Below are 26032 nucleotides of genomic sequence, written 5' to 3' on the forward strand. Positions count from 1 at the left end.
AATTCTTAGCAAGTTGGGAGTGGACACACTATGACCATTCGTTACCCAAACGGAAAACGGTACAATCAAGCTTCACAACCTCATAAAACACCAATTAAAAAACATACTTATAGTAATAGAGGTATGTCCCTTGAAGAGGAATTGAATGAAACAAATGAATATTACTTAACCCATAATATTGCATGTGTACATAAAAAGCCTACACCTCTTCAAATTGTAAAAGTAGATTACCCCGCTCGAAGTGCTGCAGTGGTAAAAGAAGCGTATTTTAAACAACCTTCTACAACAGATTACAACGGTGTATACAAAGGGAAATACATCGATTTTGAAGCGAAAGAAACAAAAAATAAAACCAGCTTTCCACTTCAAAACTTCCACCTTCATCAAATTGAACATATGAAGCAAGTACTCGCTCATGATGGAATTGCATTTGTTATTATTAAATTTACACTTTTTGATGAACTTTATTTACTAGATGCAAAACATATTATTGCATTTTGGAATCGTCAAAATACTGGTGGACGGAAATCGATTACGAAAGAAGAAATAGAAGAGCATGGATCTTTATTATCATGCGGTTATCACCCTCGGATTGATTATATCCGTGTACTAGACACGGTTTATTTTTCGTGATAGAGTCATCACTAAGGCTCTTTTTTCGACTTTTGGGGAGAGAATGAAAGGTAGGAGAAAGTATAATGTCAGATAATTATCGTTCTCGTACAGAACGAAATCATGTAAAAAATCAAAAGCAAGAAACAAATAAAGAGAACAAACCAAAGAAAAAAGGCTCCTTTTTAAAAAAATTCCTTATAGGTTGTCTACTTCTTGGTATCGTTGGTCTTGTAGCTGGCGTTTCCGCTTTCTTTGTTATGGTGAAGGACGCTCCAAAATTAGACAAATCAAAACTTGTCAATCCTTTATCAACAAAGTTTCTTGATAAGAATGGGAACTTTTTCTATGAATACGGTGCTGAAAAACGAACCCACGTTACGTATGATCAAATTCCAAAGGTAGTTGAAAGTGCATTCCTTGCAACTGAGGATTCACGTTTCTATGATCATAATGGAATTGATTTTAAACGAACTACAAAAGCAGTTATGGAAAATGTCACTGGAGGCTTCGGATCTCAAGGTGGTAGTACGATTACACAACAAGTAGTCAAAAACTATTTTCTAACGATGGACAAAACTGCGAAGAGAAAAGTACAAGAATGGTACCTATCTTACAAATTAGAGCAACAATACTCTAAACATGAGATCTTAGAAATGTACTTAAATAAGATTAACTTAGGTAACCGTTCGTACGGTATTGCAACAGCAGCCAAAAAATATTATAACAAAGACTTAAAAGACTTACAGTTACATGAAGCTGCAATGCTTGCAGGTTTACCCCAAGGTCCTAATATTTATGACCCAACAAAACAAGACAACGTTGAACGAGCTACACAACGTCGTAACGTCGTATTATCATTAATGAATCGACATGGTTATATAACAAAAGATGAAATGAATAACGCAATGAAAATCTCTGTAACTGAGGGTCTTCAACCGTCTTCAGAAGTAACTGAGATGAAGTATCAAGCATTTTTAGATGCTGTTGTAAAAGAAGTTGAAAAAGAATATCCCGATATAAATATCGGTTCAGATGGTTTAACGATTCATACAACACTTGACCAAGATGCTCAAGATTACGCTGACAAAATTATGGATGGCAATCTCATTAAGTATCCTAACGATCAATTCCAAGGATCATTCGTATTTATGGATACACAATCTGGAGAAGTTCGAGCAATTGGAGCTGGGCGTAAAGAAAGTAAGTCTACTTTCAAAGGTCATAATATGGCCATTGATCTAAAACGCCAAGTTGGTTCAACAATGAAACCAATTTTCGACTACGGTCCAGCAATTGAGAATTTACAATGGTCTACATACCATCAATTAAATGACTCAGAGTATACGTATTCCAATGGTAAAAAAATACGAAATGCAACAAATAGTTACAAAGGTGACGTTTCACTACGTGAAGCTTTGAAAAAATCATTAAACATCCCGGCTTTAAAAACAGCCCAAGCGGTGGGTCTTCCTAAGTCACAAGCGTTTGCTGAAGGGTTGGGTATGACATTTAAAGACGGCAAAACATATGAATCAACAGCAATTGGTAGTAACGATAGTTCTCCATTAGAACTAGCAGGTGCATATGCCGCATTTGGTAATGACGGTGTATATAATAAGCCTCACTTCGTAAAAGAAGTCATCTTCCCAGACGGGAAAAAGAAAAACTTTAAGCCGAAAGAACAACGTGCAATGCACGACTATACAGCATATATGGTTACTGACGTACTTCGTGACGTAATAAGACCTGGTTCTGGTGGTACAGGTCCAACAGCATACGTTTCCGGTATAGACGTAGCTGGTAAAACAGGAACACAAAACTTTGATGAAGACGTTATAAAAAAATATGGTATCCCAGCTGATGCAAACAGAGATAGCTGGTTTGCTGGATATTCACCGCAATATACAATGGCGGTGTGGACTGGTTACGAAAAAGATAGCTCAGAAAATTACATTGGCGATCGCTCTACTAGAATTGCGCAACAAATGTTCCAAGTAATGATGAGCAAATTCGCTACAGATAAATCTCGTTTCGAACGCCCTTCTTCTGTACAAGAATTATATGGTGAATTGTACGTAAAAGGTGCTAAGAAAGATGCGGTTAAACAAATTAAAGTAGATGCACCTAGTGGTCTTAATGTCGCTTTCGATGGCGCTAGCACAGTTACACTAAACTGGTCTGGACCAGCAGAAGTTGATGCGTATGCAGCAAGCTATAAAGCAACTGACGGTTCAAGTGGTAGCCTATCAATAAGTGGTACGACAGCTACTCTTGGTGGTATTAAACCAGGCGTTACTTACAGCTTCTCTGTAGTAGCGAAAAAAGGTAATGGAACAAGCCCTGCAGTTGGTGCATCCTTCACTGCACCTGGCGGAACTCCAGACCCGAAAAAAGCTGAAGAAGAGGCTAAGAAGAAGGCTGAAGAAGAAGCTAAGAAAAAAGCTGATGAGGAAACTCAGAAAAAAGCTAATGAAGATAAACTAAAACAAGAAGAAGCTAAGAAAAAGGCTGATGAAGAACAGCGTAAACAACAAGAGCAACAGCAACAGCAACAGCAACAACAAGAACAACAACGTAAACAACAAGAAGAAGCTCAGAAAAAGGCTGCTGAAGAAGAAGCCGCTAGAAAGAAAGCCGAAGAAGAAGCTGCTAGAAAGAAAGCTGAAGAAGAGGCTGCTAGAAAAAAAGCTGAAGAAGAACAACACAAGCAACAAGAACAACAACAAAATACCGGAGGAGATACACCTCACGCAGACGGAAATGTTGTTACAACAGAATCTTAATACAAAAAAAGAAGTCCTTTCTCTTAACGAGAAAAGGACTTCTTTTTTGTTATCATTTTCTTTACATATAGCTTTTCTATTTCAATATACAACTGCGCTAACTGAATGTAGGAATGATAATTATTCGGTTTCTTTATAATGAACGAATATCGCTCCATAAAATTAACTGGTTGTACTTCCAATTTACTCGTATAAGCTTCCATTTCATTCAAACTATGAACAGGTTGCTCATTTAACCAAAATACAATCGATAACAAATGTGCCGCAAAAAGAATCATTGGACCTTCAGCTTCTTGCTTATTTCTGTTTCGAAATAGTGTAGCAATGTCTTCATGCTTACTTTTCCACACTTTCAACAGTACAGGAATACTATTTTCAATTTCATTCCATGGCTCATATTGTCTTTCAATATCATGTATAAAGTAAGTATTTTGTATTATTTCTTCAAAAGATTGGTCTGTGTGATACGTAATCGAATTCGCACTCTCTTTAAAAAATGGTACGCACCGAAACTCTTTCGGTATTTCTATAACTCGCTCCATCCTTTATTTCCCCTTCATTCGTTTCTTTCCTTCGCGACATATTTCTAGTAATCGGCACTCTTCACATTGTGGTCGTTGCGCCTTACAGTAATAACGTCCAAAGAAAATCATACGGTGGTGTGTAACTCCCCACTCATCCATTGGAATTTTCTTCATCAATGTCTTTTCCACTTCTAACACAGAATCTTTCCATCTACAAATTGCTAACCGTTTACTCACTCTCTCTACATGCGTATCAACAGCAATCGCTGGAATTCCAAATGCAACCGAAACAACTACATTCGCTGTCTTTCTTCCTACTCCTGGTAGTTTCGTCAGCTCGTCCCGGTCTTCTGGAACTTTCCCGTTATAATCATCTAGCAACATCTGGCACAATTTTTGAATGTTTTTCGCCTTATTTCTAAACAATCCAATGGAACGTATATCTTGTTGTAATTCTTCTAAAGACACACTTAAATAATCCTCTGGTGTTTTGTATTTTTGAAATAAATTTTTCGTCACTTTATTTACAAGTGCATCTGTACATTGTGCAGATAATGCCACCGCGATTACTAATTCAAACGGATTATCATGAATTAATTCACAATGTGCTTCTGGATACATATCCGCCATTGTGTCTAAACAATAGCGAATTTGCGTTTTATTTAACATATACTTCCTCCTACATTACTGCTCCAACCAATTATAAAAAGGCACTTTCCCAGTAAATTTCGTCTCTTGTTTTGTCGTTTGCTGCGTTCGTTGTTGATTTGCTCTAAATTTCCGTCCTTGGTTTTGGGCTTGATCTACTGTTTTAATACCATTCTTTTTCCACTCAAATAAAATACGATCAATATATCGGAAATTAAGCTTACCACTCATTACAGCTTCCCTGAGGGCCGCTTGAATTAAATTCGGATGATGTTGATCTTGATCTTCCCACATACCCAACGTTTCACATTCAAACGGAGAAAGTGGTCTTCCAAATTCTTTTTCAAATACTGTATATAAATTTACTTGCAGTTGTTTTATTTCTTTTTGTTCTTCCTCTATTGATTCGTTCATTAAGAAATGCAATATTTTTTCCCATAGCGGTTGTAAAGAATAACTTTCACAAATCATCGCTTCTGATTTTTGTCCACCTTCTAATGATAAAAAACCTTTTTGAATCAATGTCTGAATTACTTCCATACATTTCATTTCAGTAATCGTCATCCGTTCTGAAATCTCTGACGGAGTCGGGAACGAATTGCCCGATTCTAAAAATGTGTGTACATGAAGTACAACCATAAATTCCACTTCATTTAACCCTAATTTTTTATAATGCATCATAAGTAATTTTGGAATTGCAATGCTTCCCTGCTCAAACCACTGTAACATCATTTTCTTTTTCATCACCAAACACCTCGCTCTCTAGTATAACACACCTTTCGCTATTTCTTTTTGTCACAATTCGTCAAAAAAACCTCCCTATTATGTAGGAAGGTTTTTTGTATTGCGTTAATAAAATATACAATTAAGCTTGCACTTTACTTTTCATAAACGTATGAATGCGTTCTAATGCTTTCTCTACTTGTTCAAGAGATGTCGCATATGATAAACGAACATTATTTGGAGCACCAAATCCTGTACCTGGTACAAGAGCCACTTTTTCCTCTTCTAATAGAGCTTTTGCCCAATCATCTACAGTTTCGTATCCTGATAAAGCTACAGCTTCTTTTACATTAGGGAATAAGTAAAATGCACCTTGTGGTTTAATGCAAGTAAAGCCAGGGATTTGAATTAATTTATCATAAATAATGTTTAATCTTTCTTCAAATGCTTGACGCATTGTTTCTACAGGTTCTTGTGAGCCTGCATATGCTGCAATTGCGCCGTATTGAGCGATTGAAGTAGGGTTTGACGTACTATGACTCGCTAAGTTCGTCATCGCTTTAATAAGCTGCTTATTTCCTGCTGCATATCCAATACGCCATCCTGTCATAGAATGAGATTTAGATACACCATTAATAATAAGTGTTTGTTCTTTTAATGCATTAGAAAGCTGGGCAATCGAAGTATATTCTGCTCCACCATAAATTAATTTTTCATAAATTTCATCTGAAACGATTAAAATATCGTGTTCTAAACATACTTCTCCAAGCTGTTGTAATTCCTCTTTGCTATAAATCATTCCTGTTGGATTGCTCGGTGAATTAATAATAACTGCTTTCGTTTTCTCTGTAATTGCCTCACGCAGCTGCTTCGCTGTAATTTTGTACTCATTGTCTTCCAGGCCTTCTACGTAAACTGGCTTACCTCCAGCAAGCTTTACTTGCTCAGGATAACTTACCCAATAAGGAGTTGGGATGATAACTTCATCTCCTTCATCAAGCAACACTTGGAATAATGTATATAATGCATGCTTTGCACCGTTACATACAATAATTTCAGATGGATCATACGCAATTCCTTGATCACGTGTAAACTTCTTCACAATTTCTTGTTTTAACGCTTGTAATCCACCTGTTGGTGTATACTTCGTATGTCCTTCTAACATCGCTTTATGTGCAGCATCCATAATATGTTCTGGCGTATTAAAGTCAGGTTCTCCTGCCCCTAATCCAATTACATCATGACCTTCTGCTTTTAATGCTTGTGCCTTTGCTGTAATTTCTAAAGTTGCAGATGGTGTTAAAGCAGCTACTCGCTTTGCTAATTTCATTTGTAGTTCCCCCTACATCTATTTTTCAATGCTGTAATGACCAGCATAAGCCCCATTTTGAAACTCTAAATAATAATACGTATAACGATCTTCCTGATCAATATATGTAATTTCCCACAACGGAATATCGTTTTGAGCACCTAATTTTACTTTTATAATTTCTTTTGGCTTTGGCTTCGGCTCATCGCCTTTTCCTGTAGCTTGTTCAGCCAACTTTTGCAAAGCTTCTTTTTCAGGAATACCTTCACTCTTTTTCTTCACAAGGACATTCCCTTTTTTATTTGGCACCCAAACAATAATTTGTTCTCCTTTTTCGTCTACACCTTGTACGACTGTATATGAAGAATTTCCGTTATAATAATCTACAGATTTTACTTTTGTAAGCTTTGCCTTTTCTTTTGCAATTTCTACAGATTTTTCCTCTTTATGGATTTTCTTTTCCATTGCTTTATTATAAACATACGCCCCATATATTCCGCTAGCAACGATTACGATAACGATTGCAAAGATCCACTTTTTCATTGTATCACTACGTTCTGTAAATCGTAAATACAGCTGTTTCTTTATCTTTTTCGTCTAATGCTAATCCGAACATGAGGTCCTGCTCTTTTAACGTACGATTCAAACTATCAACGATTTTATACAAATCAGACGAATATTTAAGACGTGTCGTTGATAGGACTTCGATTTTCTTATCCATGAAAAAACTCCTCCGTTACACAAAAATTTCTAATTATAGAAGAACGCAATACGGTTACAATAAGAGTACATTCTTTACAACCCCTGCTTCATCACCCATCTATTATAGCAGGACATGTACTGCAAAAAAAGGTTTCAAGTCGAAAACCAATACATTTTGTATACAAGAAGTAAGAAAAATAAAATTCCTCCTACCCACATTTTTTACGCCTGAAGCTTAAATGTACTTCAGGCGTATTTTTCTTCCAATTTTATTTATTTGGCCGTTCCTTTAATTGTTCTAATAATTCTTCTAAAGGGCCTTCATAAAGCGGAACAGTTGGGATTGATTGTAAAAAACGTTTTCCATAAGAAGCGCTTGTCAAACGACGGTCTAATACAAATACTGTTCCGGTATCTGTACTTGTTCTAATTAGACGACCAAATCCTTGTTTGAAACGCAAGATTGCTTGCGGGAGTGCTAACTTAGCGAATACGTCCTGTCCTTGATTTTGTAACCACTCTCCTTTTGCTTCCATCATCGGTTGATGCGGAGGTGTAAAGGGAAGTCGTACAATAACAAGACAACTAAGGGCATCTCCAGGTATATCTATCCCTTCCCAAAAACTACTTGTTCCTAACAAAATCGATTTGTCGAACTCTTGAAATTTACGAATGAGACGACTTCGGCTCTTATTATTCACACTTTGCGTTAATAATAAATACCCCTCTAATTCCTCATCATTTTTCAAATTCGTATACGCTTCTTTCAACATCTCATAAGAAGTGAATAAAACAAGCATTCTACCTTTTGTAGCTTTCGCTATTTTTGCAATATGTGCCGACACAGATTCAATATATTCTTCATTACTTGCTTGCTTAATAAAAGGCACATCTGTTGAAACCATTAATTTCATCTGTTCTTCAAAACGGAATGGTGACGGAACCTGTAATGTATTGGGAGCAAAATCATATAAACCTAGCTCTTCTTTTATATAGTCAAATGAATCGTTTACTGTTAACGTTGCTGATGTGAAAATAACACTCTTTTTCTGTGTTAAAAATTCATCCGCAAGCCTTTCACCAATATGAACAGGCTGTGCATATAAAACGGTTGAATGAATTGTCCCCTTCGTTTCAGTCTCCATCCATGTCACGTATGAATTTTTTTCTAAAATGAGTAATTGTAAAGATTGTTCCATCTTTCTCAACAACTCAATTAAATGCATAAATTCACCTGTAACAACATGCATCTCCCATTCTAATTTACTTTGCAATATATCAACTTGCTTCTCAAGTGTAGTCAATAATTTTCTTACATCGTATACAAAACGATTTGTTAACTCGGTAATGCTATCCCATAACTTACCTTTCTCTACTTCCGTGTTATATCGATAAATGAGTGGCATATTGCTTATCCCTTGTTCCTGCTTTGTTTGTTTAAAGATGAAAGCACGTAACATTTGGAATAGCTCATCCGCATCAAATTTCAATTCCTTCAAACTATGACTCACCATACGGAAAGTCGAACGAGAGGCTTGCTCTGATTTTTTCATCATTTTATATACTTTAGAAAGTACATCATCTGTTTCTAGCGTACCAAGACGAGATAAAACTAATTGAAAATACATACAGGAGAACTGTTCACCTAATGTTCTACTCGCCGCTTCCTCGATATGATGAGCTTCATCAAAAATAATATGTTCACATGAAGCAAATAGTGGTTCTTCGCTTGAAAAATCTTGAAATAATAACGCATGATTTGTAATAACGATATCTGCAAATAATGCTTTATTCTTTGCTCGTTGATAAAAACAACGGCTATACCAGTTGCTTTGCATCCCGCCTGGACTATGTACATCACTACAAATACGGTTCCAAAGTAACTTTCCGCCCTCAGGAATATTTAATTCATCACGATCGCCAGTTTCTGTTTGCAATAACCACACTAAAATTTTTGCCTTTGTGAGCGCCATATCATAATTTTTCTCTTCCTCTTGCAAAGCATATTCAAATTTATGTAGACAAAGATAATGCTTTCTTCCTTTCAAAAGAGCTACTTCAAATGAAAATGGCATTATTTTCTGTAATAATGGAATTTCTTTTTCTAATATTTGTTGTTGCAGTTGTACTGTTTGGGTACTTATGATGACAGGTTCTTCTTTTTTCGTTGCAAAATAAATACTTGGAAGTAAATATGCAAGAGTCTTCCCTGTTCCTGTTCCTGCTTCAATTAGTGAAAACCTAGAATCTCTTAGTGCTGTATATATTTCCTTCATCATAATCTGTTGGCTTTCTCTTTTTTCAAACTTTGGCATATTCAATTCAAGTTTATCGATTGCCTTATGCAAGAAAGCATCAAATTTAGATGAACATGTTTCACTGAGATTTAAAGCATAATTTCGTTTTCGAAGCGCAATATTTCGATATACTTCATACCCCTCTGCCGCTTTTCTACCATGCATCATTTTCTTTAAAATATTTTCAGAAAGTACATCCGCTATATCACTTTGAAAAACATCGCTCAATTCATAAAGCGATTGCAAGGTGACAAGTGGCAAATTTTCAATTTCATTTAAAAATTGTAAAAATAATTCCGCTGTTGCAAGAGCATCACTATCCGCACGATGCGGTTGATCGTGCTCTAATTCATGTTGTTTAGCTAAATCACGTAATTTATAACTATCAGCCGTCGGCAAAAGAATTTGCGCCAACTCAACTGTATCAACTTTCGGACAATGTACTTCTGTATATCCAGCACGCCTTAATTCTTCTGTTAAAAAATTCCAATCAAAGTGAACGTTATGTGCAACAAAAGCTGCACCTTGCAATAGCTCAACAACCATCGGGGCTACATCTTGAAATAACGGGGCTTGCTTAACCATACTCTCATCAATCCCTGTTAATTCTGTAATAAATGGCGGAATCTCTCTCTTCGGATTAATAAAAGATGAAAAAATCTCTAGTATCTCTCCATCTTCCACTACAACAGCTGCGATTTGGGTAATTTTATCCTTCCCGTCCTTCCAGGAGTTCCCTGTCGTCTCTAAATCCACAACGACATAACGTTTACTCATATATGTAACACCTCAATTTCTTACCTATCAAACACAAAATTATATAATGTTACTATACCACGTTTTATCTCATCTTAATGAAAAGATGCACAAAAAAGCTATCTCCGTAATAGAGATAGCCTTCTTACTTATAATATCGTACCCGCTTTTTCAGCGCCTAACATTTGGATAATTTGATTATCATCGTCTAATACTGCAATTTTCGGCTCTTGGTTATGAATATTTTCTTCTGCCACTAAACCGTAGCAAATAATAATAACTTTATCCCCTGGCTGTACAAGCCTTGCAGCTGCACCATTTAAACAAACAACACCGCTACCTCGTTCTCCTTTAATAACATATGTCTCTAAGCGAGCACCATTATTGTTATTTACAATTTGTACTTTTTCATTTTCTACAATATTTACTGCATCCATTAAATCTTCATCAATTGTAATACTACCTACATAATTTAAATTTGCTTCTGTTACCGTAGCGCGATGTAACTTCGCTCTCATCATTGTGCGAAACATAGATGCTCCCCCTTATTTAACCGTTAATGTTATATTGTCAATTAATCGTACATTCTCAAATTTAACTGCAATTGCTAAAATCATTCGTCCTTCAATTTTATCTATTACTTGTAGTGAAGGATAGGCATATAAATCAGCATAATCTACAGTGCCTTTCGTATACGTCTCAATATACTCTTTCACAAGAGTTGTAATGATTTCTGCATTACGTTCGCCTGCTTCAATTCTTTCTTTCGCTTTACATAGACTGCTGTATAAATGAGGAGCCTCTTCACGCTCTTCTTGTGATAAATACACGTTACGAGAACTTTTCGCTAATCCATCTACTTCCCTCACAATATCCACTGGTACGATCGTAACCGGGATATTAAAATCAGCGACAAATCCTTCAATGACAGCAACTTGCTGTGCATCTTTCATACCAAAATAAGCACGCGTTGGCAATGTAATATTAAATAGTTTCATTAGTACAGTCGCAACTCCAGCGAAATGACCAGGTCTTTGTTTGCCACATAATACATCAGTACGTTTCACAACTGCTACTGTTGTCGTTTGTTCTGCTGGATACATTTCTTCTACGCTCGGATAAAATAAATAATCTACACCGTTTTCTTTTGCTACATTTTCATCTCTATCAATATCACGAGGGTATCGATCTAAATCTTCATTCGGCCCAAACTGTAGTGGATTGACAAACACGCTTAAAACTACAATTTCATTTTCTGCTCTTGCCTTACGTAATAAAGTCGCATGACCTTCATGTAAATAACCCATCGTTGGAACAAAACCAATACTTTTTCCACTTATACGAAGTTCGTTTGCAATTTGCTGCATCTCTTGCACTGTAGTTACGATTTTCATTATTGTTTTCCTCCGTATAACGCTAAGCATTCTTCCTCTTTCATTGTGAATGAATGTTTTTCTTCTGGAAATTGTCCTGTCTTTACTTCAGTAACGTATTGTGAAATCCCTCGCACAATCTCCTCTTGAACAGACGTATATTGCTTCACAAATTTTGGAACACGATTTACGCCGTATGAGATAAGATCATGATAGACAAGTACTTGCCCATCTACTTTTTTCCCTGCTCCAATTCCAATCGTCGGAATTGTTAGTTGCTTCGAAATTAATTCCGCTAACTGCATTGGCACACATTCTAACACAAGCGCTATCGCACCAGCTTCCTCACATCTCTTCGCATCTTCTATTAATTTTTTTGCACTTTCAGCATCTTTTCCTTGTACTTTATACCCACCTAGTACTCCTACAGATTGAGGAGTTAAGCCTAAGTGTGCCACGACAGGAATTCCCGCATTCGTCAAGTAATGAATAGTTGATACCACTTCCCCTGCACCTTCTACCTTCAGTGCATGAGCACCACTCTCTTGAACAATGCGGCGTGCATTCACCATCGTATCTTGAGGCGACACATGATACGACATAAATGGCATATCAGTTACAATAAACGTCTCTTTCGCTCCTCGGCGTACAGCTTTCGTATGATGAATCATATCCTCTACTGTTACAGGTACTGTTGAATCGTAGCCGAGCACAACCATCCCAAGGGAATCTCCAACTAGAATCATATCAACTTCAGCTTCTTCTGCTAACTTAGCAGATGGATAATCATACGCCGTTAGCATCGTAATCGGCTCACCTTGCTCTTTCATCTTCAAAAAATCTGTTTTTGTTTTCAAAAACTACTCCTCCTTTATACAGGAGAGAGGAGATGGCCGAAATCATATAAAAAACCCCTCTGGCCATAAAAGGGCAGAAGGGTTGTGTGTTAGTCGGCATTATTCATCCCTCTGTCCCAGTCCGTTATTGGATCAAGGCAGAATCCAAGTTATTATTTTTCGTATTGCTTCGAATCATGGTGCAGTTCGCTCTGATACTGCCCACATTCGAACTAATTATAGCAAACTCCAAAAAGGAATTACTACATTTTTTTGAAAAAATAATTTTTATCCTCATTACGGTATGTGAAATTTTTTCACATCACTCAATTATAGAAAGATAAATAGCTGAATTTACATGCATAGTATAACCCTTCAAATAATGATGCAGGTTAATGGAGGAAACATACTTACAAAAGGAGAATTGCAAATGTCTATGAACAAATTGTTATTTCGATTCACTGGTCTGCTTGTGATGATTGTTGGGATGATAACTTTTAGCTCCTTCCATGCATTTGCCTCAGTTAACGTCGTAACACAACCTATCGATGCAACGAAAGTCATTGAAGTTGAACTGAATGATGATTACTTTAACCCTAATGTCATCACGATTCCGATTGAACAATCCACAACATTTCTTTTGAAAAACAAAGGTAAAAGCGAGCACACCTTTACAGTAAAAAAACTCGGAATTGACGTCGTAGTCGAGTCAGGAAAAGAAAAAAACATCACTGTGAAACCTAAAAATACTGGTACATATGAATTAATATGCCGGTACCATCTTCTTAAAGGAATGGAAGGCAAAGTAATAGTCAAATAAAAAGAAGTTCCTTTTTGGAACTTCTTTTACTTAATTTCGATATCCGCAGAATGAATGTGATGTACTTTCCCTTCATGGTCCTCCAGAAGCAATACACCATCCTCTGTAATTCCTTTTGCTACCCCTGTAATTGTCTCTCTCATCGTTCGAGCGGTAATTTCTTTCCCGACGCTCACAGCGTAACTTTCCCAAAGAATTTTAATGACAGAGAAACCATTTTGTAAATACTCTTCATATAATTTTTCTAGTTGTAAAAAGATTTGTTGCATAAGCTCTGCACGAACAATTGGCTCACCGGATTCAATCGCTAAAGAAGTAGCAATATGTTGAATTTCCTCATCAAAATGTTCTTGCTTTTGATTCGCATTAATACCAATGCCCATAATGACAGCATTAATTTTATCAGGATCTGCCTGCATTTCTGTTAATATACCTACAGCCTTTTTACCTTGAATTAAAATATCATTCGGCCATTTTATTCCTACGTTTACACCCGTGCACTTTTCAATTGCTTGTGCAACGCTAACAGCCGCTAATAAAGTAAGTTGTGGTGCATGATGAACCGGGATTGATGGACGTAAAATAATACTCATCCAAATTCCTGTTCCTTTTGGTGAATGCCATTTCCTGCTTAAACGACCTCTGCCAGCTGTTTGTTCTTCTGCAACAACAATCGTTCCTTCTTCCGCACCTTCATAAGCAAGTTTTGCTGCAATATGCTGCGTGGATTCGACAGTTTCTTCAAAATATACCGTTCTACCAATATGTTTCGTTTGTAACCCTAACTGAATTTCATTAGCAGTTACTTTGTCTGGCTTACTCGCAATGCGATAACCTAATCGACGCACAGCTTCAAGTTCATATCCCTCATTCCGAAGGTCCTCCATATGTTTCCACACAGCGGTTCTTGAACAACCAAGTTTATCACTAATCGTTTGGCCAGATACAAACGCGCCATCCGCTTCCGAAAAAACTTGCAATAACTGCTTTCTTATAGTAGATTGCATTCTTGCAGCCACTCCCTTATACACTCTTTCTCATTACCTACGTTTCCTTGTACGATTGCTTCCTCAATTTTTTGAATCATTTCAGCAACCCACGGACCGGGCTTTTTATTTGCCCAGTTTAATAAATCATTCCCAGTCACATTCATTTCTTGGCGACTCTTTATTGGCAATACTTCAAACAACGTTTGTACTCGTTTAACAGATGTATGATCATAGCTTTCAATCATCGCTTCATATACTCTTTCGGCCATTTCAGCGATATGAAGTCCCGTTTTATAAAGAAGAACTGTATCCCAATCCTTCTCCTTTCTCGTACGAATTGTTAATAAAACTGCGACGATATCTTTTATTTTTTTATTCGAAAACTTCCATTGACGTAAAAAGACAGATGGATGCTCTTCCCCAATACAATATAAGAAGAATGCCCATGCCTCAATGTCCGTTTCAAAAGAATCCCAGTTATACTGCGTAGCTTTTAATAATCTCTCTTCTGACATTTGTAAATATGGCAGATGAGAAAATAGCTTCGTTTCTACTAATTCTTGCAAGCCCTTCACACAATATGTACCAGTTAACAGTTTCTCAAACTCCACTGTAATTCGCTCAATTGCAATATGTTCTAGCAAATGTCCATATGTTTCAATTGCTTGTTTCGTTTTCATTTCTAAAGAAAAACCTAACGTACTTACGAAACGAATACCACGCATCATTCGCAGGGCGTCTTCTTGAAAACGATCCGCAGCATTTCCAACCGTCACAACTTCTCTCTTTTGAATCGCTTCCTGTCCAGCAAATAAATCAACCATTTTGCCTTCTTCTGTCATCGCAATTGCATTCATTGTGAAATCACGACGTTTTAAATCCTCTTCTAATGAACGAACGAATTGAACACTACTAGGTCTTCGAAAATCTTCATATTCGCTCTCTGTTCGAAAAGTAGTTACCTCATAAGGTTCACCATTTTCTACCACAATTACAGTTCCATGCTCAAGACCAACAGGAACATGTCTTGGAAATATAGCCATCACTTCTTCTGGTAAAGCAGATGTCGCAATATCAATATCACCAATTGGCCTATCGATAATAAGATCTCGTACGCTTCCACCGACAAAGTAAGCCTCATGTCCTTGTTGCTTTAAAGTCTCAATAATAGAACTAGCTTTTTTAAATCTTTCCATTTTTGTCATCCCTTAGTACATCGTAGTAAATCGTTTCATATTGTGAGACGATTTTTTCAGAGCGGAACTGCTCGTAAACACTTTCTCTTGCTCGCTCTCCCATATTACGGTGAAGTTCTTCATCCTTTAATAGCTGAATGGCTTGATTTGCCACTCCTGTTGGATTGCCAACTTCACATAAATATCCTGTTTCACCATGTTGAATGACTTCCGGAATACCTCCAACCCTTGTTCCGATACAAGGTACACCACACGCCATCGCTTCTAATAAAACAAGACCAAAACTCTCCTTCTCTGAAAGAAGCAACATTAAATCACTCATCGCAAGTAGTTCTGCAACATTATCTTGCTTCCCTAAGAATAAGACGCGATCTTCAATATGTAGATTTTTCACTATCTGTAAAATCGTGCAAAATTCTGGTCCATCTCCAACAAGAAGCAACTTCGCATCTACTTCTGTAACAATTTTAGCAAATGCCTGAACAACATCTTGCACACGTTTCACTTTACGGAAATTTGAAATGTGAATTAGTATCTTTTCACTCTCACTTATACCGTATTCTTTCTTTAATTGAGACATATCACGCTTGAAATATACACGTTCGTCTATAAAGTTATATACCGTTTGAATGTTTTTATTTGGTTTTACAAGCTCATGCGTTTCGTTAATTAATGAATGCGAGACCGCCGTCACAACATCAGATTGCTCAATACCAAAACGAATTAAATTATTTAGCGAAGGGTCGGAACCTAACACAGTAATATCTGTTCCATGCAAGGTTGTAACAATTTTAATACGCTCTCCAATCATTTGTTTTGCTAAATAAGCACAAATTGCATGTGGTATTGCGTAATGCACATGTAAAATATCTAGGTTTTCTCTTTGTGCAACTTCTGCCATTTTACTCGCTAACGCTAAATCGTATGGTGGATATTGAAATACAGAGTATTGATTTACCGTCACTTCATGAAAATAAATGTTTGGATACACTTTATTTAACCGGAATGGTAAACCCGATGTAATAAAATGAATTTCATGCCCGCGTTCCGCTAATTGCTTTCCTAATTCTGTTCCAACAACTCCAGAACCACCTACAGAAGGATAACATGTAATACCTATTTTTAATTTCATTTACATCCCCCTATTAAATCAGCATGTAATAAAACCGGTTTCTTACTCATAAATCCCTCGGCATATAAGACTCCAACTTCTTTTCCAAACATTTTCTCTCGAGCGACCACAGTTTCAACATAACCTTCTGTTAACGGCGTTTTCACACCATCACTACTTGTTGAAAACTGACTTTCATATGCTTCTAATGCTTCCACTTTTATAGAAAGGTACTCACTTATATCTATACAAAAATTCGGTTTATGAAAACCATTAATCATATAATAATAAAAAGACTCCACACGATGTGGTGGAAGCTCTGGCATATATTTACGAATTCCCGCTGAAAAAATAGCTTCTTCCACAAGTTTTGCACAATTCGCATGATCTGGATGACGATCTTCATAATACGGCGCAAAAACTAGTTTTGGTTTATATGTACGAATCACCTTTACAATTTCACGTATATACTCTTCTTTCATATACAAACCACGGTCTGGCATCGCTAAATTCAGTCTCGTTTTTACTCCCATTATACGAGCTGCCGCCTTTGCTTCTTCTTTTCTCAATTCTATTGTTCCATTAGAAGAAAGATCAGCTTCTGTTAAATCACAAATACCTACTTCATACCCTTGCTTCGTATATTTAGCAATGGTACCGGCCATGCCGATTTCAACATCATCGGCATGAGCACCAAACGCTACTATATGTAATCCACTCATAATTGTTCCCCTCATTTTCTAAACTTACGGTAATCTAAATCTCCTCGCTCTAATGCGTGCATTAACATTTCAGCACTTGCCATGTTCGTTGCAAGTGGAATCGCATATACATCACATAGACGAAGCAATGCATTTACATCTGGTTCATGCGGCTGAGCAGTTAGTGGATCCCGGAAAAAAATCACCATATCCATATCATTTTTCGCAATCATGGCACCAATTTCTTGATCACCACCAAGAGGACCCGATTGATATCTTGTTACAACTAAACCAGTTGCCTCCATAATACGAAGTCCTGTCGTCCCTGTTGCAAACAATTCATGTTGTTCAAAAATTGGTTTATATGCGTATGCAAACGAAACCATGTCATTTTTCTTTTTGTCATGTGCGATTAAGGCAATTTTCATCCGTTGTCTCCCCTTTAGTCGATAATGTTTTCTAATCCGTACACAAGATGATCTAAATTCATTACTGTATCAATTGATAGTTTTACACCTGACATAAAGGATGCACGATTGAATGAATCATGGCGAACCGTTAACATTTGTCCATCTCCACCAAACATTACTTCTTGGTGTGCAATAAGTCCTGGTAAACGTACACTATGAATGTGAATGCCGTCTACATTTGCACCACGAGCACCTTCTAGTTGCTCTACTTCATTCGGGTGACCTTGCTGCTTTGATTCACGGTTTTGACGAATTAATTCTACTGTTTTTACAGCTGTACCAGATGGTGCATCTAATTTTTGATCATGATGCAATTCAATTACTTCAACATCTTGGAAGTACTTCGCTGCCATTTGTGAGAATTTCATCATAAGAACTGCACCAATTGCAAAGTTTGGAGCGATAATTGTTCCTACTGCTTTTTCTTTCGCATTCTCTGTTAATTGCTTTAGTTCTTCTTCTGTAAATCCAGTTGTACCAATAACAGAACGAAGTCCACGCTCAACTGCTAGTGTAACGTGTTGTTTTCCAACTTCTGGCGTTGTTAAATCTAACAACACATCTGCTTCTACTTCCTCTAAACAAGTATGTAAATCCGCGTAAATTGGCGCTTGTAACGCTGGCATGCCCGGTAAATCAGAGATTTTCTCTCCACCATGCTTATAATCCACTGCTGCTACTAAATTAAAATGTTCCGTTCTTTCCATAAGAAGGACTGCTTCATGTCCCATACGTCCTCTTGGTCCAGCGATAATTACTTTAATTTCTTTCATTATTCTTTCTCTCCCTCATCCATACGTGTCCAGCGATCTTTATCGCGAGTATTAAATTTATTCATTACAATGTTATGTGCTGTTTCTAAATCAATATTTAAACTATTTGCCATACAAATCATAACAAATAATACATCTCCAAGCTCTTCTTCAATACTACGTTCTGTTTCAGTTGTTTTCTTCGGTTTCTCACCATAATAATGATTAACCTCTCTTGCAAGCTCCCCCATTTCTTCCGTTAAACGAGCCATCATTGCAAGTGGACTGAAATAACCTTCTTTAAACTGACCAATATATGCATCTACTTCTTTCTGCATATCCTTCATCGTTTTTGCTTCCATACAATTCACCTCTAATCCTTCCTCTTTCATGTTAGCCAATTCATCGCGATTTGACAAATATTATTCCCCGCAAAACACCTATTTGCGCCCCTTTTTTGGATAGACTATAATAAAGTGAAACTTCTTTTGCATGCTTTTCGCAAAAGATTAGTTGAACCAATCGGATTTTTTTAGCCTTCACTATTTTTACTAACAACTAGAAATTACTTATCATTATGTTTTACCGTTTCAGCGGAGCAATGCAATCTACATAATTAGGGGGATTTCTATATGACATCAAATTTGAAGATTCGAAATATCATTTTCATTTTAATCGGTTCCGCTATTTTTTCTTTCGGTATTGTGAATATCAATATTGAAAATCACCTTGCAGAAGGTGGATTTACCGGTATTACACTATTATTGTATTTTCTATTTAAGTTTGACCCTTCTTACTCAAACTTAATTCTAAATATCCCTATATTTATTATTGGTTGGAAGTTACTTGGAAGAACGACATTTTTATATACACTAATCGGCACCTTTAGCGTATCTTTATTTCTATGGATTTTTCAGCGTTACGATGTTCTGAACTTACATTTAAATTTACAAAATGATATGACACTCGCGGCTCTATTCGCCGGGGCATTTATTGGTATCGGTCTTGGAATAATATTTAAATACGGCGGGACTACTGGCGGTGTAGATATTATCGCGAGACTCGCTCATAAATATGTTGGCTGGAGTATGGGGAAAACGATGTTTATGTTTGATGCTATCGTCATTATCGTCTCGATTCTTACATATTTATCATACCGCGAGGGCATGTATACGTTAGTTGCTGTTTTTATCGGTGCTAAGGTCATTGATTTTATGCAAGAAGGAGCTTATGCGGCGAAAGGAGCAACTATTATCTCAGATAAAAACGATGAAATTGCTGCCAAAATTTTATCTGATATGGAACGCGGAGCTACTTTTTTAAAAGCTGTTGGATCGTATACAAAAGTGGAACGGAACGTATTATATTGCGTTGTTGCTAAAAATGAAATCGTGAAATTAAAAAATATTATTACTTCTGTAGATCCTCATGCTTTTGTTGCAGTAAGTGATGTACATGATGTAGTTGGTGAAGGTTTTACGTTAGATGAAAATAAAAATCCGTTACATACATAAACGCAACTAGAAAAGCTCTCTAGCTTTTCTAGTTTTTTATTACATGTTTTTTAAGTTTCTCTAAATCCTCATAAATAAGCTCCAATAAACTCCGATTATAAAAAATGGACGCAGGATGAAAAGTCGGGAAAATATGATATTCTTTCTCTGACCATGTAAACTCTGCACTTTGCATATCCTTTACTTTTTGAATAGGCTGTTTTAATAATTGTCCGTGCACATCAGTTATTTTTTTATTTTTTCCTATTAAACGTTGAAGGCCGATATTTCCAAGTGTGACGATAAGATTCGGGTTTATTTTCTCTAATTCATAATCTAACAAAGGTGCATGGGCAAGTATTTCTCCTTGATTTGGCGTTCTATTATATTTTTTCTGTATGATTTCACCATTTCGTTCTTTTTTCTCTCGCCACTTATAAGGTCTACTCCGAACAGCGCTCGTAATATATACTTCTTCCCTTGTAACGTAAATCCGTTCTAAAAAAACCATTAATTGTTTTCCCGCTCTCCCGCTAAACGGAATCCCATTATGAATTTCTTTTTCACCAGGCGCTTCTCCTAACAGCATAAATTTTGGATTTTCAGGACCTTGTCCACTTAAAAAGCCTTCTAACTGATAAGAAGCGCTTTGTTCTTTCACTTGTTTTACTATATGACTTGGATATTTCACTTCCCCCACCGCCTTTCCGCATTATTTCTATTCCTTCTATTATTTCTATTTGCAATACATTATATAATTCAATCCACAAAACAAAAAAGACTATCAAAATTGATAGTCTTTAGTCGTCGCTACGCTGCATACCAGTATACATTAATACGAGACGTAATAATTCAAATACCGCTACAGCTGCAGCCGCTACATATGTTAATGCCGCCGCATTTAATACTTTACGAGCTTGGCCATATTCATCTGTTGATACGATACCTAACGCTTCAATTTGTTGCATTGCACGCTTTGATGCATCAAACTCAACTGGTAATGTAACGAGTTGGAACACAACACCTGCTGCCATTAAAATAATTCCTAATAACAATAGTTTTGACATTGTCGCAAATATACCAATCATAATAAATACCCATGATATATTCGATCCAAAATTCGCCACAGGCACTAACGAATGACGAATACGCATAAAGTTATAATCTTTTGCATCTTGAATTGCGTGTCCTACTTCGTGTGCTGCCACTGCTGTACCAGCAACTGAATGACCGTAATAGTTATCTGTTGATAATCGAACTGTTTTGGCAGTTGGATCATAATGGTCTGATAAATGACCTGGTGTTTCTTCTACAGCTACGTTGTATAATCCATTTTCATCTAAAATCTTTCGAGCCACTTCCGCTCCTGTCATACCTGATGTTGAATAAACTTGTGAATACTTGCTATAAGCACTACGTACTCTTGACTGTGCATACAACGGTATGATCATTATGATCGCGAAGTAAATTAAATAAAACATCATGAACCTCCATTGAAGTTTTAATTATAGTACTTCTCATTCTATTTTCTTCTGTCATCATTGTCAATGAATAAACCTTACAATCCATATCTTTATTTATTGCATTATCTATTCTTAGAGTGTACATTACTTTTTCTTTTTTCTCTCTCTCCTTTATACTTTCTCCATCCAACATAAGTTAATGTGAATAAAATAAGACCTCCAGTAATTGTCATAAACCAAATGAGAGAGGGTGCAATTTCATCTTTTTTTACTGTGTGAAATATTTTTTGCAAATCCCCTTTAATGATTCCTACTTGCATTTGCCCCCCTTTCGTATTTAACATAACGTTACGAAATTCATCCAAATAAGATAAATGGGCATTTACACGCTGCACTTCATTTTCTGGCAGGGCGATCATTAAGCTTGGATAAATAATATTAAATTCATGTAAAAATGTGTTTAACGTTTGTTGAAACTGTCCCGTATCTTCTTTTTTCATCGCTTTTTCCATTTGAGAAAAGGCACCCATTACTTTTCTTTCTCTTTCCATCCAAAGTGGTTGATATTTCGACACTTGCGCATCAACAGCGAGCTGCAGGGCTAACACATTATCAATTTTAACTTGTTTACCTAAATCTGTTTCCGAGAGAGATTGTTTCGCCTTGTCGTAAGCTAAAGAAATAACTCTAACTTGATCTGGCGTTACTTCTTGCTTCTTTTCATTCCCCTTTATAACAAACTGCTCGGAGAAATGTTGTAATACTTGTACTGCTTTTTCATCTTCATTACGCTTCACTAATTGTAATGAGTCGTCTAACAACCCTGTTAGTTCACTCCACTCTTCAGCATATATACGTAACGGAAACATTATAATTAGAAATACTATTAATCCAATTAATGTTCTCTTCATCACGGTCCCCCCTATAACTACTAGTACAAAATATGTTAATTTGGACAAGAATAGAACAGTACTGGACCGAAAAATATATTATCGTTTTACAAACAAAAAAATTCTCTTTAAACAGAGAATTTTTCCTTTGAAATCCTTTTCTTTTTTACGAAATATCTATACAAGCTGTAACAAAGTATGCTGCCGCATAAAATAAATAATAAAATTGCACACGCAGCATGCATAAAGAATTCTTCTGGTAGCATTAATATAATTGGATCCGTTTCAATATCAAACATCCAATAATCATTACTGAATAAAAGCTTATGGAATAATACAAAACTCTTTTCAAAATTAATAGCGATCGGTAACATGAGCGCGATCGGTAAGATAATTGTTAAAATTGATCCGTGCAGTAAAAACTTTTCATTTTTCTTTTTTAATAAATAAATGCCGCCTATTATTGCAATCATAATTGTCGCATACATTACATATTGAATCTTTACTAAAATATTTTTAACATCTACAAAATGAATACGGCCATTTGTAGACATATCTAATGTTGGCAACTGCAATGCTCCATCATAAAACGGCGATAAATATGTAATAAGCACATCATAATTTCTTTTAATATCATCCTTCGTCATATCCGCTAAATCTGGAATGTTTAAAAAATCAATTTCAAAATAATATAGCCATTTTCCGTATACAACCGCCGTTGTTGCGAGTGCAAATATAGAAAATGCTATGCTATATGAAACAACTATAGTAATCAATCGATCCAATATTTTTGTACCACTCTTATTTTTCTTCATTTTCTCCCCCTACATGTTCTAACAATCATAAAGAAAACTGTTTTCGATTCTCACGCAAGCAATAATAATATGTAATACATAGTATGGTGATACTTAGCCAAAACGTAAAGTAACCAATTTCTTCTACAAACAAATGCATAATTCCATATCTCGGCATTTGCCAAAATAAATAATCAATTGCATCATTATGTAATGTCCATATAGCCGCTACCGCAAAATGCCATTTTTCTATACGGTAAAACGGTGCATATAACAACCCTTGTACTGCCATCGCAAAATGCGAAAACATTAACAGATATCCGATAAGACCAATGGGACCTTTTACATAGATCATAATTGCATTTACAACAACAGCCCATATACCATATTTTATTAAAGTAACAATCGCTAACGCCTCTATTAACCCCCAATTTCTCTTTCTTAAAAAAGCAATTAAAACAAAGACAAAAAAGAGACTCGCCATCGGGCTATCAGGTACAAACGGCCAAAATATAGGTGAGGTCTCTTTTAATTGATTTCCATACCATATAAATCCGTATATTGTACCTAATATGTTAACAACTAATAAAAATAATAATACAGAGCGTTGTCTTAACATTGCATACAAATAAACCAAGCTGCATGTCCAACACCTTTCAAACAAAGTCATTCTTTCCTCAAACTCTACTCTATTATATAGTAAACTTTCTTTCATCAAAATAAAAAGCTGACTACAAATTTTGTAGTCAGCTTTTTATTATTTTTTATTATACTTAGCAATGAATTCCGAAAGCTTCTTCAATTCCTCATCCGTACCTTTAAATACGCCTTTAGGCATTGAACCTTTTCCATCTTTCGCAATTTTAGCAATTTCTTCTGGCTTTAAAGTTAAATTTTGCAGTGCCGGTGCTGCTGCCCCGCCTTGTAAATTGTCACCGTGACACGTTAAACAAGTATTTTTTTGCATTAATTTATAGCCGTCATCATTTTTATCAACTGGTGCTGTTTTTACAATTGCTCCTTGTTTTTTTGCAGCTTCCCAGTCGTGGTGTGCTACAGATTCCCAAGTTAAAAAGATAATTGATGCAATGGCTAAAAGCATAAATCCAGTTGCTACAGGACGCTTTAACGGGCGTCTTTCTGGTCCTCGATCAAGAAATGGAGCTAATAGTAATGCGCCAAACGCAATCCCTGGCATAATAAACGCTCCAATTACAGTAAATGAACCAGAAGCATAAGAATACTTTAATAACTGATACAAGAATAAGAAATACCAATCTGGAAGTGGTATATATCCGGCATCAGTTGGATCCGCCATTCTCTCAAGTGGTGACGGATGCGCCACTGTTAAACATAAATAACCGATTAAAAAAACTGCACCAACCATCCATTCTTTTAACAAGAAGTTCGGCCAAAACGCTTCTGTTTTTCCTGGGTATTCAGAATAGTCTTTCGGAATATTTGGTTTCCTAGCTACTGGTACCCGAGAATCTCCTACAAACTTCATCCCTTTGCCGCGATGCATAATCTCCCTCCTTTAGTTCTTTCCCCTTTAATTTAGCAATCTCTTATAGCGGACCGGAAATACCTTGTTTGCGAATCATGATGAAGTGGAAGGCCATTAAACCTAGAAGTGCTGCTGGTAAGAAGAAGACGTGAATAGCAAAGAAGCGAGTTAATGTTTGAGCGCCAACAATTTCGGAATGACCAGCGAGTAATGTTTTAATATAAGGACCAATGAGTGGCGTTTGCTCTGCAATTTGAATCCCTACTTTCGTAGCAAATAATGCTTTCATATCCCACGGTAGTAAATATCCGGTAAAACCAAGACCTAACATAACAAAGAAAATAAGAACACCAACAATCCAGTTTAACTCACGAGGCTTTTTATACGCACCCTGGAAGAAAACTCTAAGTGTATGTAAAAACATCATTACAATGACGAGACTAGCGCCCCAGTGGTGCATCCCACGAACAATTTGCCCATATGCAACTTCATTTTGTAAATAATAAACCGATTCCCAAGCATTTTTAATATCAGGCACATAATACATCGTCAAAAACATTCCTGATAAAATTTGAATTACAGTAACGAAAAAGGTAAGTCCTCCAAAGCAATAAACGAATGCAGAAAAGTGATGTGCCGGGTTTACATGTTCAGGTACTTCATGATCAGCGATATCACGCCATATTGGTGTAATATCTAACCTTTCATCTACCCAATCATAAATTTTATTTAGCATCTACTTTGCACCCCCTTTTGGCTTCGCTTTTCCTAAATACAGCGTTCCATCTTTTACTTTGGACTCGTATACATCAAGCGGAGCAAGGGGCGGCGTGCCTTTAATGTTCATCCCGTCTTTTGTGTAACGGCCCCCGTGACATGGACAAAAGAATTGATTCGGATGTGCTTTGTCCGAATTCCAGTTAACTGTACACCCTAAATGTTTACATACCGGAGAGAACGCAACAATGTCTCCGCTTTCATCTTTATGAACCCAAGCTGATTTTGGCTCTTCGGACTTGTACCAACCATCAACCTGCTTCACCTTAAAGTCGAAACGTTTCGGCTCTGTTGTAATATCCTTTACTTGTGCAACAGCAACCATATCCGTTCCCGCTTCTTTTCTTAACACCGGATCAAGCGCAAATCGCGTCATCGGCATTAAAATACCCGCTGCCATAAAGCCTCCTACCCCTGTAAGGGTGTAATTTAAAAACTGTCTTCTTGATACACGATGTTCTTTCTCGCTCACGAAAATTTCCCCCCTCTATCAGAAATTGTCC

29 protein-coding genes are annotated in these 26032 nt (G+C 36.5%); 4 read left to right on the forward strand and 25 right to left on the reverse strand.

What is annotated here, in order from left to right; genetic code table 11:
* Positions 1–30: 30 nt before the first annotated feature.
* Together recU and DN393_RS22590 are read left to right on the forward strand one after the other, a co-directional pair.
* Positions 31–633: a Holliday junction resolvase RecU gene (recU, locus tag DN393_RS22585; RefSeq protein ID WP_064476602.1), complete on the forward strand. Its 603-nt coding sequence runs from the start codon at positions 31–33 to the stop codon at positions 631–633.
* Positions 634–698: 65 nt separating this feature from the next.
* Complete coding sequence (locus DN393_RS22590) at positions 699–3398, forward strand: PBP1A family penicillin-binding protein (protein WP_149173967.1); 2700 nt, start codon at positions 699–701, stop codon at positions 3396–3398.
* Between the two features lie 23 nt (positions 3399–3421).
* Here the strand turns inward: DN393_RS22590 and DN393_RS22595 are convergent, their stop codons facing one another.
* From DN393_RS22595 to panB, 10 genes are all read right to left on the reverse strand, one after another.
* A complete protein-coding gene (locus DN393_RS22595; RefSeq protein ID WP_064476604.1) occupies positions 3422–3940 on the reverse strand; it encodes a YpoC family protein in 519 nt (172 codons plus the stop codon).
* 3 nt (positions 3941–3943) lie between these two features.
* Positions 3944–4591, reverse strand: a complete 648-nt coding sequence (gene nth / locus DN393_RS22600) for an endonuclease III (protein ID WP_002158563.1) — start codon at positions 4589–4591, stop codon at positions 3944–3946.
* A gap of 15 nt (positions 4592–4606) precedes the next feature.
* Positions 4607–5314: a DNA replication protein DnaD gene (gene dnaD, locus DN393_RS22605; RefSeq protein WP_064476605.1), complete on the reverse strand. Its 708-nt coding sequence runs from the start codon at positions 5312–5314 to the stop codon at positions 4607–4609.
* A gap of 121 nt (positions 5315–5435) precedes the next feature.
* Entirely contained in the window at positions 5436–6623 is a 1188-nt protein-coding gene (gene aspB / locus DN393_RS22610; protein ID WP_000761545.1) for an aspartate transaminase AspB, read from the reverse strand.
* Between the two features lie 18 nt (positions 6624–6641).
* Positions 6642–7145: a cell wall elongation regulator TseB-like domain-containing protein gene (locus tag DN393_RS22615; protein ID WP_000758745.1), complete on the reverse strand. Its 504-nt coding sequence runs from the start codon at positions 7143–7145 to the stop codon at positions 6642–6644.
* A 7-nt stretch (positions 7146–7152) separates the two neighbouring features.
* Positions 7153–7323 carry a YpmA family protein gene (locus DN393_RS22620; protein ID WP_000358354.1) on the reverse strand — a complete coding sequence of 57 codons (171 nt, stop codon included), beginning with the start codon at positions 7321–7323 and terminating at the stop codon, positions 7153–7155.
* A 250-nt stretch (positions 7324–7573) separates the two neighbouring features.
* The gene (gene dinG / locus DN393_RS22625) at positions 7574–10378 is read right to left on the reverse strand and encodes an ATP-dependent DNA helicase DinG (protein ID WP_064476606.1); all 2805 of its coding nucleotides are present in this window, start codon (positions 10376–10378) and stop codon (positions 7574–7576) included.
* 128 nt (positions 10379–10506) lie between these two features.
* On the reverse strand, positions 10507–10890 hold the full coding sequence (gene panD, locus DN393_RS22630; RefSeq protein ID WP_000490178.1) for an aspartate 1-decarboxylase: 384 nt from the start codon (positions 10888–10890) through the stop codon (positions 10507–10509).
* Between the two features lie 12 nt (positions 10891–10902).
* Positions 10903–11751 carry a pantoate--beta-alanine ligase gene (gene panC / locus DN393_RS22635; RefSeq protein ID WP_064476607.1) on the reverse strand — a complete coding sequence of 283 codons (849 nt, stop codon included), beginning with the start codon at positions 11749–11751 and terminating at the stop codon, positions 10903–10905.
* Positions 11751–12587, reverse strand: a complete 837-nt coding sequence (panB, locus tag DN393_RS22640) for a 3-methyl-2-oxobutanoate hydroxymethyltransferase (protein WP_000853116.1) — start codon at positions 12585–12587, stop codon at positions 11751–11753. Before panB ends, panC begins: the two co-directional genes overlap by 1 nt.
* A 409-nt stretch (positions 12588–12996) precedes the next feature.
* Here panB and DN393_RS22645 point away from each other — a divergent pair, with 409 nt between their 5' ends.
* Positions 12997–13386, forward strand: a complete 390-nt coding sequence (locus DN393_RS22645; RefSeq protein ID WP_064476608.1) for a cupredoxin domain-containing protein — start codon at positions 12997–12999, stop codon at positions 13384–13386.
* Positions 13387–13412: 26 nt separating this feature from the next.
* Here DN393_RS22645 and DN393_RS22650 read toward each other — a convergent pair whose 3' ends face one another.
* Genes DN393_RS22650 through DN393_RS22680 form a run of 7 tightly spaced genes read right to left on the reverse strand, consistent with a single transcriptional unit; the run spans position 13413 to position 18967 of the window.
* Positions 13413–14393 carry a biotin--[acetyl-CoA-carboxylase] ligase gene (locus tag DN393_RS22650; protein ID WP_064476609.1) on the reverse strand — a complete coding sequence of 327 codons (981 nt, stop codon included), beginning with the start codon at positions 14391–14393 and terminating at the stop codon, positions 13413–13415.
* Positions 14378–15571 (reverse strand): CCA tRNA nucleotidyltransferase, encoded by a 1194-nt coding sequence (locus DN393_RS22655; protein WP_064476610.1) that lies wholly within the window; start codon positions 15569–15571, stop codon positions 14378–14380. Before DN393_RS22655 ends, DN393_RS22650 begins: the two co-directional genes overlap by 16 nt.
* Complete coding sequence (bshA, locus tag DN393_RS22660; protein WP_000768303.1) at positions 15558–16703, reverse strand: N-acetyl-alpha-D-glucosaminyl L-malate synthase BshA; 1146 nt, start codon at positions 16701–16703, stop codon at positions 15558–15560. Before bshA ends, DN393_RS22655 begins: the two co-directional genes overlap by 14 nt.
* Entirely contained in the window at positions 16700–17404 is a 705-nt protein-coding gene (gene bshB1 / locus DN393_RS22665) for a bacillithiol biosynthesis deacetylase BshB1 (protein WP_000015679.1), read from the reverse strand. The genes bshA and bshB1 overlap by 4 nt, the downstream gene beginning before the upstream one ends.
* 11 nt (positions 17405–17415) lie before the next feature.
* A complete protein-coding gene (gene mgsA / locus DN393_RS22670; RefSeq protein WP_000684766.1) occupies positions 17416–17811 on the reverse strand; it encodes a methylglyoxal synthase in 396 nt (131 codons plus the stop codon).
* A 14-nt stretch (positions 17812–17825) separates the two neighbouring features.
* Complete coding sequence (gene dapB, locus DN393_RS22675) at positions 17826–18626, reverse strand: dihydrodipicolinate reductase (protein WP_000658814.1); 801 nt, start codon at positions 18624–18626, stop codon at positions 17826–17828.
* Entirely contained in the window at positions 18626–18967 is a 342-nt protein-coding gene (locus DN393_RS22680; protein WP_149173983.1) for a nucleotide pyrophosphohydrolase, read from the reverse strand. Before DN393_RS22680 ends, dapB begins: the two co-directional genes overlap by 1 nt.
* 270 nt (positions 18968–19237) lie before the next feature.
* On the opposite strand from DN393_RS22680, the gene DN393_RS22685 reads away from it, so the two are divergent.
* Positions 19238–20119 carry a YitT family protein gene (locus DN393_RS22685; protein ID WP_064476612.1) on the forward strand — a complete coding sequence of 294 codons (882 nt, stop codon included), beginning with the start codon at positions 19238–19240 and terminating at the stop codon, positions 20117–20119.
* Between the two features lie 28 nt (positions 20120–20147).
* Here the strand turns inward: DN393_RS22685 and DN393_RS22690 are convergent, their stop codons facing one another.
* The 8 genes from DN393_RS22690 to qcrA form a co-directional block, all read right to left on the reverse strand.
* Positions 20148–20789: a uracil-DNA glycosylase gene (locus tag DN393_RS22690; protein WP_149173968.1), complete on the reverse strand. Its 642-nt coding sequence runs from the start codon at positions 20787–20789 to the stop codon at positions 20148–20150.
* A 109-nt stretch (positions 20790–20898) separates the two neighbouring features.
* Positions 20899–21582 (reverse strand): zinc metallopeptidase, encoded by a 684-nt coding sequence (locus tag DN393_RS22695; RefSeq protein WP_073517780.1) that lies wholly within the window; start codon positions 21580–21582, stop codon positions 20899–20901.
* 101 nt (positions 21583–21683) lie between these two features.
* Entirely contained in the window at positions 21684–22472 is a 789-nt protein-coding gene (gene ypjB / locus DN393_RS22700) for a sporulation protein YpjB (protein ID WP_048561338.1), read from the reverse strand.
* A 107-nt stretch (positions 22473–22579) separates the two neighbouring features.
* Positions 22580–23266: a lipoprotein intramolecular transacylase Lit gene (gene lit / locus DN393_RS22705; protein WP_000739736.1), complete on the reverse strand. Its 687-nt coding sequence runs from the start codon at positions 23264–23266 to the stop codon at positions 22580–22582.
* A gap of 25 nt (positions 23267–23291) precedes the next feature.
* The gene (lhaT, locus tag DN393_RS22710) at positions 23292–23882 is read right to left on the reverse strand and encodes a lipoprotein heptaprenylglyceryl N-acetyltransferase LhaT (protein ID WP_149173969.1); all 591 of its coding nucleotides are present in this window, start codon (positions 23880–23882) and stop codon (positions 23292–23294) included.
* Positions 23883–24002: 120 nt separating this feature from the next.
* Positions 24003–24770: a menaquinol-cytochrome c reductase cytochrome b/c subunit gene (gene qcrC / locus DN393_RS22715; protein WP_000554600.1), complete on the reverse strand. Its 768-nt coding sequence runs from the start codon at positions 24768–24770 to the stop codon at positions 24003–24005.
* Positions 24771–24813: 43 nt separating this feature from the next.
* Positions 24814–25488, reverse strand: a complete 675-nt coding sequence (gene qcrB, locus DN393_RS22720; RefSeq protein ID WP_000932700.1) for a menaquinol-cytochrome c reductase cytochrome b subunit — start codon at positions 25486–25488, stop codon at positions 24814–24816.
* On the reverse strand, positions 25489–26001 hold the full coding sequence (gene qcrA, locus DN393_RS22725; RefSeq protein WP_001290419.1) for a menaquinol-cytochrome c reductase iron-sulfur subunit: 513 nt from the start codon (positions 25999–26001) through the stop codon (positions 25489–25491).
* Positions 26002–26032 lie beyond the last annotated feature (31 nt).

Origin of the sequence: Bacillus sp. BPN334 (assembly GCF_008368885.1) — a bacterium.
GTDB lineage: Bacteria > Bacillota > Bacilli > Bacillales > Bacillaceae_G > Bacillus_A > Bacillus_A wiedmannii.